This is a genomic window from Bacillus sp. THAF10 (assembly GCF_009363695.1).
In the GTDB taxonomy this organism is placed as follows: Bacteria; Bacillota; Bacilli; order Bacillales; family Bacillaceae_I; genus Sutcliffiella_A.
In genome coordinates, this window is the sequence record NZ_CP045403.1 from 3,397,772 (window position 1) to 3,414,562 (window position 16,791).

The 16,791-nt window shown below is 38.4% G+C and carries 20 protein-coding genes, 1 other RNA gene and 1 riboswitch; of the genes, 5 read left to right on the forward strand and 16 right to left on the reverse strand.

Annotation, left to right across the window (positions count from 1 at the left end; translation table 11 throughout):
* Positions 1-39: 39 nt before the first annotated feature.
* From FIU87_RS21680 to FIU87_RS17610, 9 genes are all read right to left on the reverse strand, one after another.
* A complete protein-coding gene (locus FIU87_RS21680) occupies positions 40-570 on the reverse strand; it encodes a peroxidase-related enzyme (protein WP_367643895.1) in 531 nt (176 codons plus the stop codon).
* 256 nt (positions 571-826) lie between these two features.
* Positions 827-937: a YjcZ family sporulation protein gene (locus tag FIU87_RS17575; protein ID WP_152445769.1), complete on the reverse strand. Its 111-nt coding sequence runs from the start codon at positions 935-937 to the stop codon at positions 827-829.
* A 289-nt stretch (positions 938-1,226) separates the two neighbouring features.
* Complete coding sequence (locus tag FIU87_RS17580; RefSeq protein ID WP_152445770.1) at positions 1,227-1,532, reverse strand: DUF962 domain-containing protein; 306 nt, start codon at positions 1,530-1,532, stop codon at positions 1,227-1,229.
* Between the two features lie 6 nt (positions 1,533-1,538).
* Entirely contained in the window at positions 1,539-2,264 is a 726-nt protein-coding gene (locus FIU87_RS17585) for an SDR family NAD(P)-dependent oxidoreductase (RefSeq protein WP_152445771.1), read from the reverse strand.
* A gap of 178 nt (positions 2,265-2,442) precedes the next feature.
* Positions 2,443-4,032, reverse strand: coding sequence for an ATP-binding protein (locus tag FIU87_RS17590; protein ID WP_152445772.1), 1,590 nt, complete (start codon positions 4,030-4,032; stop codon positions 2,443-2,445).
* Positions 4,033-4,144: 112 nt separating this feature from the next.
* Positions 4,145-4,509, reverse strand: a transfer-messenger RNA (tmRNA) gene (gene ssrA / locus FIU87_RS17595).
* Positions 4,510-4,739: 230 nt separating this feature from the next.
* Entirely contained in the window at positions 4,740-5,207 is a 468-nt protein-coding gene (smpB, locus tag FIU87_RS17600; RefSeq protein WP_152445773.1) for an SsrA-binding protein SmpB, read from the reverse strand.
* A 273-nt stretch (positions 5,208-5,480) separates the two neighbouring features.
* Positions 5,481-7,838, reverse strand: a complete 2,358-nt coding sequence (rnr, locus tag FIU87_RS17605; protein ID WP_152445774.1) for a ribonuclease R — start codon at positions 7,836-7,838, stop codon at positions 5,481-5,483.
* Between the two features lie 42 nt (positions 7,839-7,880).
* A complete protein-coding gene (locus tag FIU87_RS17610) occupies positions 7,881-8,621 on the reverse strand; it encodes an alpha/beta hydrolase (RefSeq protein ID WP_152445775.1) in 741 nt (246 codons plus the stop codon).
* Between the two features lie 447 nt (positions 8,622-9,068).
* Positions 9,069-9,179, forward strand: a riboswitch (cyclic di-GMP riboswitch).
* A 29-nt stretch (positions 9,180-9,208) separates the two neighbouring features.
* Here FIU87_RS17610 and FIU87_RS17615 point away from each other — a divergent pair.
* Positions 9,209-9,358 carry an anti-repressor SinI family protein gene (locus FIU87_RS17615; protein ID WP_253905454.1) on the forward strand — a complete coding sequence of 50 codons (150 nt, stop codon included), beginning with the start codon at positions 9,209-9,211 and terminating at the stop codon, positions 9,356-9,358.
* Positions 9,359-9,449: 91 nt separating this feature from the next.
* A complete protein-coding gene (locus tag FIU87_RS17620; RefSeq protein ID WP_152445776.1) occupies positions 9,450-9,785 on the forward strand; it encodes a helix-turn-helix domain-containing protein in 336 nt (111 codons plus the stop codon).
* Between the two features lie 435 nt (positions 9,786-10,220).
* On the opposite strand, the gene FIU87_RS17625 is transcribed toward FIU87_RS17620, so the two are convergent.
* The 5 genes from FIU87_RS17625 to tapA form a co-directional block, all read right to left on the reverse strand.
* On the reverse strand, positions 10,221-10,835 hold the full coding sequence (locus FIU87_RS17625; protein ID WP_152445777.1) for an LPXTG cell wall anchor domain-containing protein: 615 nt from the start codon (positions 10,833-10,835) through the stop codon (positions 10,221-10,223).
* A 76-nt stretch (positions 10,836-10,911) separates the two neighbouring features.
* The gene (locus FIU87_RS17630; protein WP_152445778.1) at positions 10,912-11,700 is read right to left on the reverse strand and encodes a TasA family protein; all 789 of its coding nucleotides are present in this window, start codon (positions 11,698-11,700) and stop codon (positions 10,912-10,914) included.
* A gap of 54 nt (positions 11,701-11,754) precedes the next feature.
* A complete protein-coding gene (locus FIU87_RS17635; protein ID WP_152445779.1) occupies positions 11,755-12,264 on the reverse strand; it encodes a TasA family protein in 510 nt (169 codons plus the stop codon).
* A gap of 78 nt (positions 12,265-12,342) precedes the next feature.
* Positions 12,343-12,933 carry a signal peptidase I SipW gene (sipW, locus tag FIU87_RS17640; protein ID WP_253905455.1) on the reverse strand — a complete coding sequence of 197 codons (591 nt, stop codon included), beginning with the start codon at positions 12,931-12,933 and terminating at the stop codon, positions 12,343-12,345.
* 19 nt (positions 12,934-12,952) lie between these two features.
* A complete protein-coding gene (gene tapA / locus FIU87_RS17645; protein ID WP_152445781.1) occupies positions 12,953-13,780 on the reverse strand; it encodes an amyloid fiber anchoring/assembly protein TapA in 828 nt (275 codons plus the stop codon).
* Positions 13,781-14,011: 231 nt separating this feature from the next.
* On the opposite strand from tapA, the gene FIU87_RS17650 reads away from it, so the two are divergent.
* Together FIU87_RS17650 and FIU87_RS17655 are read left to right on the forward strand one after the other, a co-directional pair.
* Positions 14,012-14,395, forward strand: coding sequence for a helix-turn-helix domain-containing protein (locus tag FIU87_RS17650; RefSeq protein ID WP_152445782.1), 384 nt, complete (start codon positions 14,012-14,014; stop codon positions 14,393-14,395).
* Positions 14,392-14,526 carry an anti-repressor SinI family protein gene (locus FIU87_RS17655; protein ID WP_152445783.1) on the forward strand — a complete coding sequence of 45 codons (135 nt, stop codon included), beginning with the start codon at positions 14,392-14,394 and terminating at the stop codon, positions 14,524-14,526. The genes FIU87_RS17650 and FIU87_RS17655 overlap by 4 nt, the downstream gene beginning before the upstream one ends.
* Positions 14,527-14,760: 234 nt before the next feature.
* Here the strand turns inward: FIU87_RS17655 and secG are convergent, their stop codons facing one another.
* Positions 14,761-14,991 carry a preprotein translocase subunit SecG gene (secG, locus tag FIU87_RS17660; RefSeq protein WP_152445784.1) on the reverse strand — a complete coding sequence of 77 codons (231 nt, stop codon included), beginning with the start codon at positions 14,989-14,991 and terminating at the stop codon, positions 14,761-14,763.
* Between secG and FIU87_RS21285 the strand changes: the two genes are divergently transcribed.
* Positions 14,990-15,238 (forward strand): hypothetical protein, encoded by a 249-nt coding sequence (locus FIU87_RS21285; RefSeq protein WP_216647495.1) that lies wholly within the window; start codon positions 14,990-14,992, stop codon positions 15,236-15,238. The genes secG and FIU87_RS21285 overlap by 2 nt on opposite strands.
* Positions 15,239-15,398: 160 nt before the next feature.
* Here the strand turns inward: FIU87_RS21285 and eno are convergent, their stop codons facing one another.
* On the reverse strand, positions 15,399-16,694 hold the full coding sequence (eno, locus tag FIU87_RS17665) for a phosphopyruvate hydratase (RefSeq protein WP_152445785.1): 1,296 nt from the start codon (positions 16,692-16,694) through the stop codon (positions 15,399-15,401).
* Positions 16,695-16,791: the final 97 nt, after the last annotated feature.

Below are 16,791 nucleotides of genomic sequence, written 5' to 3' on the forward strand. Positions count from 1 at the left end.
TGGGAAAGGGTTGCTATGTTAAGCACCCCTTTCTTGTACTTACATCTTTTCCAGTTTCACTCCTAGCCCTTCAGCCATTCTATTTACAAAATTAAAATAAGAAGCAATTTGACATATATCTAGAATTTCTTGATCAGAACAACCGTTAAATCGTAAATTTTCAACATCTTCATCTCTGATGCTATGTGGTTTTTTTGTCAATTTTACTGCATAATCCAAAATTGCTTTTGTTTTTTGATCTAATGACACCTCTAAGTAATTTTTCTTAAGATCATTAACAAGCTTTTGATCTTTCGTTAACAAATGGAGCGCCGCCCCATGATGTTCCATTCAGTAAAAACATTCATTCTCTGATGACACTACAGTAGCAATCATTTCTCGCGTTACTCTTGGCAAAGGAGATTTTCCAAACATAATTACTTTATAATATTCATAATGAGATTCAAGGGATTTAGGATTTAATGAATGCACCTTGAGTATGTTGGCCAATTGACCATTAAATTTGTCATACAGCTCTTTTAGCTTACCTTCTGCGTCTTTAGGTTCAACTATTTTAATTCTTGCTTCCACATAATCACCTTCTTGTTAAAGATTTTTATTAAGCTACTAACATTGTAATGAAAACTTATTTTTCAGTCAATTTCAATCAATCCATTGTGCTACTAAATAAAATAGAAAAAACAGGACGAAAAACTATTCGTTTTTCCGTCCTGCAGTCTTTTAAGGTATTTTAGATATTCCTCTTCATTTGCAAAAGAATCGTTCAATTCAGACCTTTTCTTTTATAGATAAAAAGAGGAAAATTAATGATAGTATTCATGAAATATTAGTAACCGTAGCCTCCGCCACCGACGAAAGCAGCACCTACAATTATTAGTAGAATAAATAACACTACTACTAATGCAAATCCTCCTGCACCTACATATCCTCCAGACATATTTCACCCTCCAATTCTAATGTTTACTTTGTTTAACAAACAGAAGACTTAAATCTGAAATGTATTGCTTGAAATTTGATGACTCAAATTTTTCAGCTGGATTTTATCTTTCATGGTATTCTATTCCTTTCTTTGCCTAATGTGTCTTGTGAATTCAATTATTCGAAAATCAAACGAATACCCAATTCTAAGCCCATATATAAAACTAAGGGCAAGGGAATTTGAAACCTCAAGAATAGAAAGTAAAAACGCTTCACGGTATGTAAGCTGCCGTGAAGCGTTTTGTTCATTACGGTAAAATTCTTTTCCCAGATAACAATTCAAAACTTCGTATAAAAAACCAAGTAAACCCTGCATAAAAGCCAAGTATAGGATACTTAAAGGATGCTGGTTTATTTTGTTCAAAGTAAAAGTGGCCAACCCACGAAAACACATAGTGTAATGCAGCAAGCCCAAGTGTCACCCACCAATTAATAAACAAAAAAATCCAAGCTAAGAATGCAAATAGAAAGGCAAAGTAATGAAGCCATTGATTCCATTTGTTTTGGTGCGCTTTTTGATAAAGGATTAAATCCTTTTTAACCTTTTCTCTCATTCGAGTTTACCCTTCATAAATCATTTTTCTCGTCATGCCACCATCTATTGTCAGGTTTTCCCCATTAACAAAGTTGTTTTCTGAATCAGTTAAATACAAACAGGCCTTAGCAATATCCGAAGGCTTCCCAACTCGATTGGATAAATGTTGGGTGTGATCTTTTTCTCGTAAGTCCTCATAGTTTTCTGTCTGGATCCACCCTGGGGAAATCGCATTTACAGTGATGTTGTAATCACTTAAAGATGCAGCCAGTGCATGAGTAAGTGCGACAATTCCACCTTTTGTGGCCGCATAAGCTTCTGAGTTCGGCTCAGACATTTTTGCCCGTGTAGAAGCGATATTTACAATGGACCCGCCGTTTTTCATGTGCTTGGATGCTTCCTTTGATGCGATGAACACACTTCGCAAATTCGTGTGAATCACATCGTCCCATGCTTCCACGGTAAACTCATGAAGGGGGGTAAACCGAAAAACACCTGCATTGTTGATGAGAATGTCGATTTTGTTAAATTGCGTCAACGTCGTGTTCATTAAATTGATGATATCTTCCTCTTTACGCACATCAGTCTGTACAAACAGCGAATGATCTCCTAGTTCTTTTTGAAGCGCTTGTCCAGCTTTAAGATTAAGGTCAGCGAGGATTACAATTGCACCTTTCTCGATAAAAGCTTCGGCAATGCCTTTTCCAATACCATTCGCAGCCCCAGTGACAATGACGATTTTGTTTTCCACTTAAAAATCCTCCCAAAATTATAGTATTTTTCATAGTATAACGCTTTCTAGGGAAGGAAGACAAAGATAGAGGATGAACCAACCTACTGACTTAACATACTTGGCAATAATAAAGACCACACCATGTGCGGTCTATCATTTGTAAAATATGAACGTTGGTGTGAATAAAAATGGATTTTTAGTTAGTCTGTGGCAAAAGAATTTCCACCACTGCTCCACTGTCTTGGGCATTTCTAATATGCAGTTCACCATGATGAATTGTTTCAACAATGCGTTTGCAAACCATCAGTCCCAGCCCATTTCCATGCTTCTTTGTTGTCAAAAAGGGCTGACCCATACGCATTAGAATCTCGTCAGGAAACCCTTTGCCGTTGTCAGCAAAACAAATAAGAAGCATATTATTAGCAAGCTTTTTCACACTAATGGTTAGTGTTCCATTTTTGTCCATTGCTTCTACACTATTTTTCACCAAATTAATAAAAACCTGCTTCAATTGATTGCCATCAATAAAAACTAACGGAACTTCCTCAAAATCATAGATAATATTCACATTTTTGACTATCGTAAAGCTTGAAAGTAAAATACCCATTTCACTGATTAAGTCACGAACATCGTAGATATCCTTTTTTTGAACAGTTGGTTTTGATAGCACAAGAAACTCATTGGTAATCTGATTGATTCTTTCAATCTCTTTTAGCATAATCTCAGAATAAAAATTATCCTCATTAGTTTGCTGAGATATTTGAATGAAGCCCTTTAATGTAGTTAGAGGATTTTTGATTTCATGCGCCACTCCTGCTGCCATTTGCCCGACAATTGCCAGCTTTTCGGCATTTTGGATATAGGATTCCGTTTTTGTATATTCCGTAATATCATGAAGTTGAATAAGGGTTCCTTCCTGAAAAGGAAAGAAATTTATCAAACAAGTTCTCGTTTCCTTTCCATGCTGGAAAAAAATCTTATAATCATGAATATCATTCCCCTGTAAGTGAAGGTCGTGAACTTCCCTCAATAGGTTTAACTCCTTAATGGAGGATGGTTTCTTATTGTGATTCAAATCGAAAATCCCATACGCTTTTGGATTTATCTTTATTACTTCACTATATTTGTTCACTATAATGTAACCAGAATTAGACTGCTCTAGTACCATGTGATTCATTTCATTAAGATAGCGATTCTTCTCTAAAAGGTCAAGCTCACGTTGGATGGAATCAACCACGGTTTCCAAGGATGCCATAATCAAAGGATTTGCTACTTGAAGAAACGTCATGATCGAAATTGTCCCAACCACTCGATTTTGATGAATTAAAGGAACACTATAACAGGCCGTCTCAGCAAGGAAGGAATAGAAGTGCTCCTCTCCCACAACTTGTACAGAAACCCCGAGCTCTAGTGCAGCTAAAACAGAATTGACACCAGCTTGCTCTTCAGAAAATTGCACTCCTTTTTTCAACCCAACCTGATTGACCACCGTGTCCTCCAGGCTAGGATCTCCTAAGTATTCAATAATATTGCATTTATCATCAGTCACTGCTACTAATAATGGAATTCCTTTGCTTTTTTCTAGGAACTTATTCATAAACAAACGAATAATATCAAGTGTGTCTTTATATTCTAACTGAATTTTTTCAAGCTCCTCATCAGTTAATCGCTCAAAGGTGGGTATCACTTTTGGGTCTAAACCATTCACGTGGCAACGTTCGCGTACATTCGTTAAATATTCTTCTAGCATCCTATCATCCTTTGAAACGCAAATTTTCACATACATTATAGTATACACTAGTGCGGAGGGCTACTTCCAAATAAATCAAAATAAGTATTAGACTAGGTTTTTATAACATACAAAAGACCACACTAAAAAGTGCGGTCTTCAAAATAATTTATGGAGACGGAGGGAGTCGAACCCTCGTCCAGAAACATCGCCACTTAAGCATCTACGAGTGTAGTCGATATATTAGTGTTTCGCTGTCAGATCCGCCTATCGACTGGCATCCCTGCAGCTAGCCTGATTGTGCTCTTCCTTTGACCTCAGACGGCGATCTCCGGCGTAGCCCACTAAGAGTGAGTCCCTGATCCTACCACATGGGCGATGGAGGGAGGAACCGCATTAGACTGTTATTAAGCAGCTAAAGCGAAGTTGTTGTTTTCTTTGCCAGTTATATTGGCGTTGACGTTTGTAACGAGGACGATCCCCCCGACTCGCAACCTAAGCTCGAACTATCCCTGTCGAATCCGTAACGTCCCCTCGATGAACTTGGTCAAACGATAAGCTTCCTCAGCTTCTCCTTTGTCCTAGTTAAAGAGTATTAGTGAATGTTACATCACTAACACGTCAAGGGTGTTTAACGGGAGAGATAATCGTGCCAAAAAGTTGGCTATTCCATTATCAACATGCCGCTCTGTTTATCAGCGACAAGTATATTATAGCACATTCAGCGAACTTTTCAATTGTAAGTTACTGTAAAATAGTCTATATTAACCCTTTTGGCGTTCACGGAATGCTCGTTCAATGTCTCGTTTTGCTTCTTTCTTCTTCAAGTCTTCACGCTTATCGTATTTCTTTTTCCCTTTTCCAAGGCCCAACAATAATTTAGCATAGCCGTTTTTCAAATAAATTTTTAACGGCACTAATGCATAGCCTTCTTCCTTTGTAAGACCTACTAGCTGACTTATTTGCTTTTTATGCAGCAAAAGCTTTCTCGTTCGGAGAGGATCATGGTTATAACGGTTTCCTTGCTCATATGGACTGATGTGGAGGTTGTGTAAAAATACTTCCCCATTCTGCACGCGGGCAAAGGAGTCCTTCAAGTTTACACGGCCGGCACGCAAGGACTTGATTTCTGTCCCTTGCAAGACCATTCCAGTTTCGTAGGTCTGCTCAATAAAATAATCATGATTTGCTTTTTTGTTTGTGCTAATTACCTTACCTTCGCCTTTAGGCATCTGTAGTTTCCCCCTTTCTTTCTATCTAACGGTAGTGAATATTTTACCAAATGGTTAGGATTCGTACAAGAAGACTCTTCTCCATAGGATTGTTTCAAAGGTCGGCCTGTGATCTATCCAAGAAAGAAGAATTTCTATATCTTCAGATGTCATTCACGAAAAGAGCATCACCGCAACGTTAATTACGGAATGTATCTATGTACATTAAAAACACGAAATTGGAAAATGGTCTATAAAAAGAAGAGCCTCAAGCTGTGGAGGCTCCGAAGATGATCATTTTTTCTTTTTACGCTTTTGCTTTGGTGCGTTTTCAAAGAATTTTTTCTTCTTTTTCTTTTTGTTCGGGTTTTGGGTAGTCCAGCCTACCTCAAAGGTGTAATCATCAATGTCACTTTCCGACTTGCGCTTTTGACTGCGACCCTTTGCTGGCCTTTTTCGGTCGCTTTGAATGACACGAGGAGCTGTTTGTTTTTCAGGGCGACGAGTCCCTTTCATCCCTACCACTTCAAAGTCAATGGAACGCTCATCCTTATTCACGTTGATGACGCGAACCGTAATCTCATCCCCAATACGATAGACCTTCCCTGTGCGTTCGCCAATCATCGCATAATGACGCTCATCATAACGATAATAGTCATCTGTTAGATAGCTGACATGTACAAGTCCTTCAATCGTGTTTGGAAGCTCCACGAACATACCAAAGTTCGTGACAGAGCTGATGATGCCATCGTACTCTTCGCCAATTTTATCAAGCATGTACTCAGACTTTTTCAATTCATCCGTTTCACGCTCGGCATCCACGGCACGGCGCTCCATGTTCGAGGAATGCTCTGCGATTTCTGGCAGCTTATCACTCCACTTTTCCTGTGTCTTCGCATCAATCTTCTTTTCTAAAAGATACGTGCGAATCAGCCTGTGGACAATTAAATCCGGATAACGACGGATTGGCGAGGTGAAATGTGTATAAAATTCAGTGGACAAACCAAAGTGTCCAATGCTTTCTTCATCATATTTCGCTTGCTTCATAGAACGAAGCATGACGGTGGATACCACCATTTCTTCTGGTTTTCCTTGAACCGCTTCAATTACTTCCTGTAAGGCACGAGGATGAATCTCATTTCCTTTCCCCTTTACCACATAACCGAAGTTTGTGATAAATTCGAAGAAGCGCTGTAGCTTTTCTTCCTTTGGATCCTCATGAATACGATAAATGAACGGCACATTCATCCAGTGGAAATGCTCCGCTACAGTTTCGTTTGCAACAAGCATAAATTCTTCAATCAGACGCTCTGCCACAGAACGCTCACGTAGCACAACATCCTTTGGTGTCCCCTCTTCATCCACAATCACTTTGGATTCCTTAAAATCAAAATCAATTGCACCACGCTGCATTCTTTTTTTACGAAGAACAGCAGCAAGCTCCTCCATCAATTGGAACATCGGAACTAACGACTCATAACGAGAGATAACCTCTTCGTCCTTATCCACCAAGATCTTATTCACATCAGAATACGTCATTCGCTCTGTTGTTTTAATCACACTGTGGAAAATTTCATGCTTCACCACTTCACCAGATGAGTTAAGCTCCATTTCGCATGACATCGTTAAACGATTTACTTTCGGATTCAACGAACAGATTCCATTAGAAAGGCGATGTGGAATCATCGGAATTACTCGGTCTACAAGATAACAACTTGTCCCCCGCTCCATCGCTTCCTTATCAATAGGCGATCCTTCTGTCACGTAATGAGTTACATCGGCAATGTGAACACCTAGCTTGTAATTGCCGTTGTCGAGCTTCGTAACCGTAACAGCATCATCAAGGTCCTTCGCGTCTGCGCCATCAATTGTCACAATCACCTGATCACGAAGATCACGGCGGTCACCAAGGTCACTCTCATCTATTTCATCAGGCACACTATTCGCTTGGTCTAGCACCTCTTTTGGAAACTCCTGAGGCAAGCCATGCTTATGGATAACGGAAAGAATATCGACACCTGGATCATTTTTATGACCAAGAATTTGAATAACTTCTCCCTCAGCACTCAACCGTCCTTCTGGATACGTAACAAGCTTAACAACCACCTTATGACCTTCTACCGCTCCGTTTGTTGCACTTTTTGGAATAAAAATGTCATTGGCAATTTTTTTGTCATCGGCAATTACAAATCCAAAGTTCTTACTTTCGGTATATGTACCCACAATTTGTTTGACGGCCCGCTCAATAATACGAATGACGGTTCCTTCTTGACGAGAATCTCCCGTTGCCTTTCTACTAACACGGACGAGCACAATGTCTCCATGCATGGCATTGTGAAGTTCATTTGGTGGAATAAAGATATCATCCATATCGGCCTCTTCTGGCATCACAAACGCAAAGCCCTTGGAGTGTCCGATTACCTTACCTTTAATCAGATTCATTCGCTCCGGTACACCATAGCGGTTGCTACGTGTGCGCACGACAAGTCCATTGTCTTCCATATGGACGAGTGCTTTGACAAAATCCTTAAATTCCTCTGAGTCCTTGATTCCAAAAGCTTTTTCTAGCTCTTGTGTAGTGAGTGGCTTGTAAGCTTCTTCCTTCATATAAGCGAGCAGCCTGTCAACATGCTGCTGAATTTGTTCATCCATTAGGATATCCCTCCCCTTTTGATGGGTTTCTTTCTACTAGTATTACCAATCTAATGACTCTAAAAACTGAAAAACATCCTCGTGGAGTTGTTCGCGTTCTTTATCAAGGGTAATAACATGTCCTGACTCTTCATACCACTTGATTTCCTTGGTTGGTGATTCCACTTCATTGTAGATGATGTTCGCGCTATCTGTATTTATCATATTGTCGTGACGGGCTTGGACAACAAAGGTCGGCGAATAGATCATGTCTACATTATTCCGCACCTCTGCGATTAACTCCTGCAGGGCCTTCAAAGTATTCATCGGCGTTTTCTCGAATTCCTTCATCTCTTGTTCAATCTGCTCGGCACTTTTTCCTTCGCGACGTTTAAATTCACGAGCATACTCAAGCACCCCTTTGTACATTATCTCCTCGCTCTTAATGTACATCGGAGCACACATAGGCACAATACCCTTCACCGGCATCGTATAACCTAACTTTAAGGAGAAAACTCCACCAAGCGATAATCCCACAACCGCGATGCTTTCATGTCCCATGTCCTTTAAGTATTGATATGCCTCCATTACATCCTTCCACCAATCCTCAGGACCAGTATGTACTAATTCCTCTGGCGGTACCCCATGTCCCTTATATTGTGGAGCATGACAAGTATAACCTCTTTTCTCAAGGTAACGTCCCATCATCCGCACATCCGCAGAATTTCCGGTAAATCCATGTAACATCAATACCGCACGGTCTCCACCCTCAAAGGTAAATGGTTTTGGCAATTTCACTTTCATCCTAATCGAACTCCCTTTCGTTCAATGTCTATAATATATGCAACTTTATATTTTATATCAGATAGGAAAACTTCAAAGGATTATTTTATCACAGTAGCAAGAGAATAGCTTTTCGAAATACTTGTAAACCTCCTTCGTAGCAGTGTTTACTTTTAAGGGGGTAGGTTTTTATAATGAACGATTAGTAGGAAGGAATCGACAAAAATAGTTTTTATTCAAAAAATAAACCAACTTCTTTTTTGCCCCATAATGCTATTCAAATTCCGATAAAAAAATCGTAAAACCTATTTATCATACAGGATTATTCTTAAAAGAATTATTTTTAAATAATTTTACCATTTCGACATTAATCAGCAACATTCCATAAATAGTTAATTTATAATAAATCCAGGGAATAAAAAGGACAATAGTTGCAATACCAAAGTTATAGGAAGAACAAAGCATAAAAACAGCCAAAGGCAAACTTACTGAAAAGTGAGGACGCAAAGTCTACAGATCTAAGGTTGCGTAAAAGTGATAGTAAAACCTTTTACCAATTAAGATGGCTGGGCTGCCTGAAATACCGAAGTATTTTAGGAGGGAAAAGGATGGCGGAAAACATGACGATTGAAATGACAGAAAATTTAGATAAAGAATGGGTAGATCTAATTGCGAATGCATTAGAAATGGGTATTACTTCTGATGAAATTAGAGAATTCTTACATACTTATCGCAATCATTCTGCAGATAAGCTCTAATTTTTGCGAATTTTCACATGTTTTTGTTCTAAATATCTAACAAACCCTTCGTTATATGCTATAATATGAGCATGATAGGAAGGTGAATACCATGATTGGTGAACGAATAAAAAAATATAGAGAACAAAGAAAGCTGTCCATGTCCGAACTAGCCGAACGCGCTGGTGTAGCTAAATCATACCTTAGTTCCATCGAACGGAACTTACAATCTAATCCTTCCGTTCAATTTCTAGAAAAAATCTCTTCTGTGCTTGGTGTATCTGTCAACACCCTTTTACATGACGAAAATGATGCACAAGCTAAAGAAAACCTCGACCGAGAATGGGCCTCCCTTGTAAAAGAAGCCATGGACTCCGGCGTTACGAAGGATCAATTTAAAGAGTTCTTAGAATTTAATAGATGGAAAATGAATCAAGAAAACAAATAATCGCTGATCTCAATCAGCGATTATTTTTATATTTGTTGATTAATGATAGACGACTTAATAACAATTTTTAACTGTCTCGATACCGGGAACCTCTTTTTCACATCAATCACTTCCACTAAACCAGCATATTGCCCTGTTAAATCTGTTGAACATACCGGACAGTTCCACTCAAACGTCGAGCAGCTGCTAAAAGATTTTTGACAACATGTTGGACAAACTTTGGTAAACATGGGGGGCCTCCTTTGATTTGTGTTGATTTTTTGCTATCTTTTTATGATTTTTCGGATAGCTTTTTCTAACGTTTCTTTCTTCTGTATTTGTTAAAACCACAAAATGTTTCACTTCAAATAATTGAATTTATTCATGTTAACTGCTTTCGTTTTTCTGTATCATTCACTAAACAAGTAAAGACCTCGACTCTACATTCATCAAGGTCTAATTGTCTACCACTTTTCTTCTCCTAAATATAAATATAGTTATCAATCCGAAAATAACTAAAATAGTTCCAAGAAGAATATTGTTATAAAGGTTACTTGCTGTGTTAGGTAACTGTACTCCATTACCGTTTTCATTGACCTCAGTCAACCCTATAGCAGTAAAACTAAATTCAACTGTTGCAGATTTGTGTTTCACTTCATTTCCAGCTTCTCTAGGCAATTCCACTGAAAAAAATAACTCTTTATCTTTATGACTCAGCAAACTCCCCAAAGATAATTGTTGCAAATCATGGATTTTGCCCTTATACAAAGTAGAAGTCTGGTCTGTTATCGTCATTAATAGGCTATCAAACAGCTCTTGATCACCTTTCTCTAAAATTGCACTGGCGATGTAATTGAAATCGACATTCCCATTGTTCATAATTCTCAGAGGTTTTGTGGTTCTATCTCCAGGTGCCATATTAGAAAAAGTAATAAAGCTATTAGATGGTGAGGTAGATATACGAATTATTTCTGAAGTTGGAGTAGCTTCTGTTTGATAAACAGGTAAATACACTGCGGAAAGGGCTCCAAGACACAAAATTGTCATTAAATATAACTTTATAAATTTCATTAAAAGCACCTCCCAATTTTAGAATTGAGGTGTAATTTAAGAATAGACCGCGTTGGGCGGTCTATTCTTATGAATATTAATTGTTACGAGCTTGTTCGAAGTGAGATTTAAATTCAAATTCAAGGGTTTTATTCTTAATAAAATTATTATTCTCATGATTTGTTAATGTTACTGTATAGCCTAAGTGTGCTGTTTCACCTGATTTTAAAACTAGGTGAGGAAAAACAGGCTCACCATCCAATAACCCCTTTAATGATCCTACATACACATCTGTCACTCTAATGCTATTACCAGAACCGTCTACATCAAATTTCCAATTAAGTATTTCTTTTCTAATATTTTCAGCTGCTTCAGCTTGCCCCATTCTAGCAAGCCATTTCGTCCATTTATTGCTCATTAAAGTTTTAAATAGAGAGTCAAATTGTCTATTAGCTGCTTCAAATTTAGAGTCATCGAAAACAACACCATTAGGATTTTCATAAACAGCAATTGTCACTAACGCTTGATCTGCAAAATTTGTTACATCATTGGAATTTAATCCATCCTTTGCTTTCGCTGATACACTAACCAGCTTCCCATCTAATGTACCAGTGTTTTTAATAAACATTGCTCTAGTATGTGAATCAAGTGGCGCCCAAAGCCCAGTACCCATTTCCCCTTTAGGACCATTATCCTTATAGAACATTGGTCCTTCAATTGGAATATCATGACGGTGTTCAGAAAGAGTTAATGTTCCTGCCTCAAAACTATTCCCACTGTTTTCTTCTGTATCTGTAAATAAAGCATACGACGCTCCACCAACTAACAAACCGACAGACAACATACCAGTAGCGGCTATAGTAGCCATTTTTTTCTTTGTAAGCATCTATTTAAACCTCCGATAATATGATTTTATTTATTGCAAGATATTTACTTAGGATTACTCCCAACTAGTAGGACCACTATCTCCATCATTATTTCTTACTTGTACCGCTTGGAAATTAATAGTCAACTCCCCTTTTGCACCTTGGTATACATTTCCTGCTTCTTTAGGAAAATTATAAGAAAAATCAAATGTTCTTGACTGTCCTGCAGGTATCTTAACAACTTGAGTGTTTTCTGAAATTTCAAGTCCATGTTCCCCTTTAAATAAATCTCCAGTCATATCATATGCTTCAGCACCATCTACTACTTTTACCCATGCATCTAAATTATTCTTATTTTCAATAGTAACAGTCCAACTCTCTGCATCTCCTGGTGCTAAATCATCAAAGAAATGAGTAGATTTTAAAGTAGATCCGATATCCTCAATCGTTACCCCACCAGTAGTAAACGTGTTTCCTGTGTTCTCAGCAGTATCTGTGAATAGTGCATAAGATCCCCCACTAATAAGTGCCGCGCCAAGAGCTGTTGCTAGTACTGCTCCGCCAATCTTTTTCTTAATACTCATTTCTCTTCCTCCTTTTATATCCTCTTATGTAGAGGTGTTGCAAAAATATATTTGAATTCTCATAGTTTATGAGAATATTCAAACCTTAGGGTTATCAGAGGTTTCTGTTTTTGGATCCTCCATATTAGCAATCGCCTTCCAGACAGAAACTACTGCATAAACAATGAATAGTACTCCAGGAACAATAACCATTAACACTGTGCCAATTTTCGATTTTACGAAATCAAGAATATATCCTAAAAATGGAATGGTGAAATCTGCATATTTCCCTACTACATTCATTGAAGGAACCGGAGTTATATCATTAGCATCGTTATTATCACCTTTCGTTACATAATGGATGTTTGAATCTATTGTTTGAACATCCATTATTCGATGAGTAATAAGAATGTTTGGATTATCATTTGACCTAAAAGTAATGACATCCCCAACTTTATAACTATCGGGATTCTCCGCTGGTGTAATTGCAATTATGGATCCAGTTTTAATATCAGGTTCCATAGATCCGGATAGAACTGTTAACAGCTCTTTTCCAAAAACTTTAGGCCCTCCACCAGAGAGTTTTGATGATACGATGAAAAATACTATTAGGAGAATCAGAATTATTAAGACTGTAGAAATTAAAAAGTTTATTCCTTTTTTAATTGAATTTACGTTCAAATTTCTCACCTACCTATAACTTTTTTAGTTATTCTTCATCCTCAGTTTCCACACTTGAATTATCTTGGTTTTCATTAGAGGCATCTGTTGGTTCTTCTTCCTCGTCACTTATTTCTTCACTAGATTCATCATCTGTTGAATCTGTTGAATCTGTAGATTCAGGTTCCTTCTCATCATTTTGTTGACTATCTGATTCTTCTTGATCTTTTGCTTCAGTAGCTTCCTTATCTTCCTCATTAACTTCTTGTTCTTCATTGTTTTGTGAATCTTTAGGTGTCATTTCATTTGTTTCCTTGTCCTTTGTATTTTCTTCTTCATCGTCTTCCTTAGTATTTTCAGTACAATTCTTCACCTTAATCACTTTACTCCAGAGCTCCCCTTTTCCAGGATGACCCTTACTTTGATAAGCCTTAAACATGTAGCTACCTACTATAGGTTCATTAAAGATTAATTTAATTTCTTTACCACTTCTTAATTCCTCCACCTGACCTGCAAAAACTTCAGTTCCAGATTTCGGACTCCCTTCTGCTATGTAAAATACTTTATAGATTAGAGGTTGCTTCATATCATTTGAGTTTTTACCATTTTTAATCACCGCATAAATCTGTGAACAATTCCCACCTTGCCCTTTAAATTCTAAAGAACTTTTATCCCATTTAATCTCTTCAACCCATTGAGCTTGAAAATGAGCCGATGAGTTTGTATGATCATTCAGCATACTTACTGTATTGTTGGTGGAAAATGTCGTTAGTAATAATGACAAATAAATAATTATTGCACTTTTCATTAATATAGTTAAAGACAAATCTTTTCTATATTTCTTAATTCTCGGATATCTGATAAGAATTCCCTCCAATCAACGTGTGAACCCTTATGTTTTATGTTCTTTTTTAAGAACTTCACAATACGAAGTATAAACCACTTTTTTCTTAGTGAAAAACTTAAAATTTGTTCATTTTTTCTTAATTAAGAACATTTTGTTTGAGTTCTCTCTCATTATCTTCAATTTTCTCACTATTTCGTTTTTTATAAAGAATAGATTGTGCTATATAATGAACATACGTCATAAGATGGTAAGGGGAAAAGTATGCTTGGTGAGCGGTTAAAACGGTTGAGGAAGAGTAAGGGGTATTCTTTGAGCGAACTCTCTGAGCTGGCAGGTGTATCGAAGTCTTATTTGAGTTATTTGGAGAGAAACATCCAGACAAACCCCTCTCTCCAGTTTTTGAATAAGATAGCAACTACGCTTGGTACGGATCTGGATTATTTGCTTAATGGCACAAATCTTCTCGATAAGCCAAAAGTTCAGGTGATGGACGATGAGTGGAGAGACCTGGTACAGCGGGCAATTGCAGAAGGAATGAGTAAGGAGGATTTCATCCATTTCAAGGAGTACATGGAATTTCAGAAGTGGCAGGGATCCAAACGACAACAGTTTCAATTTAATAAAAGGGAGGAAGATGAGGCTTGAACAAGGAATTGGATACGGAATGGGTAGAACTGATGCAAATAGCAAAAGCTTATGGAATTTCCATTGATGAAGTGAGAGCCTTCCTCCAAGAATCTAGTCCTAGTAACAAAGAAGTTTTGGTCGTAAAATGACCAAAGCTTTTTTGTTGTGCTCTTTTTAAAATGGACGTTGCTATTAACAAGTGAAAAGACGGCATTGGGACTTTTTCCAATAATACAAACAATATTGCCTCCTATTTCGTTCTCCTTCTACGAAAAGAGCACGAAAGCAACGCAAAGTTATTATTATTCGCAGAGGAACAAACTTTGCGAATACTGCCTTTTGGTATAAAAAAAGAGAAGCACCGTGGCTTCCCTTGTTTATTATTACGCAAAGTATGCAATTGTAACTGTCAGAATGAAGAATAACACTCCAAGTACAACTGTTGTACGGTGTAGGATTAGATCCAGTCCGCGTGCTTTTTGTTTTCCAAAAAGAGATTCTGCCCCACCAGAGATGGCTCCGGAGAGTCCTGCACTTTTACCTGATTGAAGTAGTACTACTGTGATAAGTGCAATTGCAACGATAATAAGTAAAATTGTTAAGAAAAGCGTCATGTATACTACACCTCCTGCGAAACGCACATATGTCAATACATTAAATGTACCACAAACTGTCAGAGGGAACAAGGAGAAGTTGGTAGAAAATCCTGGTGTGTTGGAAGAGATGTCAGGGGTGCGAATCAGCTTGTGGCGGAACGATGATGTTGCACGAAATTTGTTTTACTTTGTCGAATGGCATTTATATTGTTTGAAATGGATCAATTATTTAAAAAGTGGCTTAATTATGTATAAGTTGGATTAATTATTCGAAAAGTGGCTTAATTATGTATAAGTTGGATTAATTATTCAAAAAGTGGATTAATTATCAAATCGCAACCCTGAATTCCTCGTCCCACACTCCTCTCAACCCCCTAAAATATCAAAAAAAAGACCCAACCGAAGTCGGGTCCTCTAAAAAGTCATTACTTTTTCAAGTTGTAGAAAGATTTTAAGCCGTCGTAGCGTGCTGTTGTACCAAGCTGGTCTTCAATGCGAAGAAGTTGGTTGTACTTCGCTACGCGGTCCGTACGGGATGGTGCACCTGTTTTGATTTGGCCTGCGTTTGTAGCTACTGCGATGTCAGCGATTGTGCTGTCTTCTGTTTCACCAGAGCGGTGAGAGATTACTGCAGTGTAGCCAGCGCGTTTAGCCATTTCGATTGCTTCGAATGTTTCTGTTAGTGTACCAATTTGGTTCACTTTGATTAGGATGGAGTTACCGATTTTGCGCTCGATACCTTCAGCCAATTTCTTTGTGTTTGTTACGAATAGATCGTCCCCAACTAGCTGAACTTTTTTGCCGATACGCTCTGTTAGAAGCTTGAAGCCTTCCCAGTCGTTCTCGTCAAGACCGTCTTCGATAGAGATGATTGGGTACTTGTCGGCCATCTTCTCGTAGAAGTCCACCATTTCAGCAGAAGTGTAAACAACGCCTTCACCTTTAAGGTGGTATTTGCCGTCTTCTTTGTTGTAGAACTCAGAAGCTGCTGCGTCCATTGCAAGCATAACTTCTTCACCTGGTTTGTAGCCTGCTTTTTCGATTGCTTCAATGATGGTTTGAAGTGCTTCTTCGTTAGATCCTAGGTTTGGCGCGAATCCACCTTCATCACCTACAGCAGTGTTTAAGCCTTTGTCACCAAGTACTTTTTTCAGTGCGTGGAAAATTTCTGCACCCATGCGAAGTGCTTCTTTGAAGTTTTCCGCACCAACTGGCATAACCATGAATTCTTGGATATCAACGTTGTTGTCTGCGTGCTCTCCACCGTTGATGATGTTCATCATTGGTACTGGAAGAGTTTTGGAGTTGAAGCCTCCAAGGTATTGGTATAACGGAATATCAAGGTAGTCTGCTGCTGCACGCGCTACTGCCATGGAGATACCAAGGATTGCGTTTGCACCTAGCTTCCCTTTGTTTTCTGTACCGTCAAGCTCGATAAGTGCTTCGTCCACTGCTACTTGCTCCAGTACGTCGTAAAGACCTACTAGCTCAGGAGCGATGATTTCGTTTACGTTTTCGACTGCTTGTTGAACACCTTTACCAAGGTAACGGGATTTGTCGCCGTCACGAAGTTCTACTGCTTCGTATTCCCCTGTGGAAGCTCCACTTGGTACTAGTGCGCGGCCAAATGCGCCGGATTCTGTGTATACTTCTACTTCGATTGTTGGGTTACCACGGGAGTCAAGGACTTCGCGTGCATAAACATCAGAGATAATTGGCATGTTTAAACTCTCCTTTGAGTTGAATGTTATTTTTGTATTACGTTGAAACACGCTATTGATTTCCGCAAATGGCTCCGCGTCCGCGGGGCGAGTAGTG

Excerpts from the sequence above, each read along its gene's own strand:
- FIU87_RS17575 (WP_152445769.1), bottom strand. The coding sequence starts at position 937 with ATGTCTGGAGGATATGTAGGTGCAGGAGGATTTGCATTAGTAGTAGTG.
- FIU87_RS17580 (WP_152445770.1), bottom strand. The coding sequence starts at position 1,532 with ATGAGAGAAAAGGTTAAAAAGGATTTAATCCTTTATCAAAAAGCGCAC.
- FIU87_RS17590 (WP_152445772.1), bottom strand. The coding sequence starts at position 4,032 with ATGTATGTGAAAATTTGCGTTTCAAAGGATGATAGGATGCTAGAAGAA.
- smpB (WP_152445773.1), bottom strand. The coding sequence starts at position 5,207 with ATGCCTAAAGGCGAAGGTAAGGTAATTAGCACAAACAAAAAAGCAAAT.
- rnr (WP_152445774.1), bottom strand. The coding sequence starts at position 7,838 with ATGGATGAACAAATTCAGCAGCATGTTGACAGGCTGCTCGCTTATATG.
- FIU87_RS17610 (WP_152445775.1), bottom strand. The coding sequence starts at position 8,621 with ATGAAAGTGAAATTGCCAAAACCATTTACCTTTGAGGGTGGAGACCGT.
- FIU87_RS17615 (WP_253905454.1), top strand. The coding sequence starts at position 9,209 with ATGGCGGAAAACATGACGATTGAAATGACAGAAAATTTAGATAAAGAA.
- FIU87_RS17620 (WP_152445776.1), top strand. The coding sequence starts at position 9,450 with ATGATTGGTGAACGAATAAAAAAATATAGAGAACAAAGAAAGCTGTCC.
- FIU87_RS17625 (WP_152445777.1), bottom strand. The coding sequence starts at position 10,835 with ATGAAATTTATAAAGTTATATTTAATGACAATTTTGTGTCTTGGAGCC.
- FIU87_RS17630 (WP_152445778.1), bottom strand. The coding sequence starts at position 11,700 with ATGCTTACAAAGAAAAAAATGGCTACTATAGCCGCTACTGGTATGTTG.
- FIU87_RS17635 (WP_152445779.1), bottom strand. The coding sequence starts at position 12,264 with ATGAGTATTAAGAAAAAGATTGGCGGAGCAGTACTAGCAACAGCTCTT.
- FIU87_RS17650 (WP_152445782.1), top strand. The coding sequence starts at position 14,012 with ATGCTTGGTGAGCGGTTAAAACGGTTGAGGAAGAGTAAGGGGTATTCT.
- FIU87_RS21285 (WP_216647495.1), top strand. The coding sequence starts at position 14,990 with ATGTATACTACACCTCCTGCGAAACGCACATATGTCAATACATTAAAT.
- secG (WP_152445784.1), bottom strand. The coding sequence starts at position 14,991 with ATGACGCTTTTCTTAACAATTTTACTTATTATCGTTGCAATTGCACTT.
- eno (WP_152445785.1), bottom strand. The coding sequence starts at position 16,694 with ATGCCAATTATCTCTGATGTTTATGCACGCGAAGTCCTTGACTCCCGT.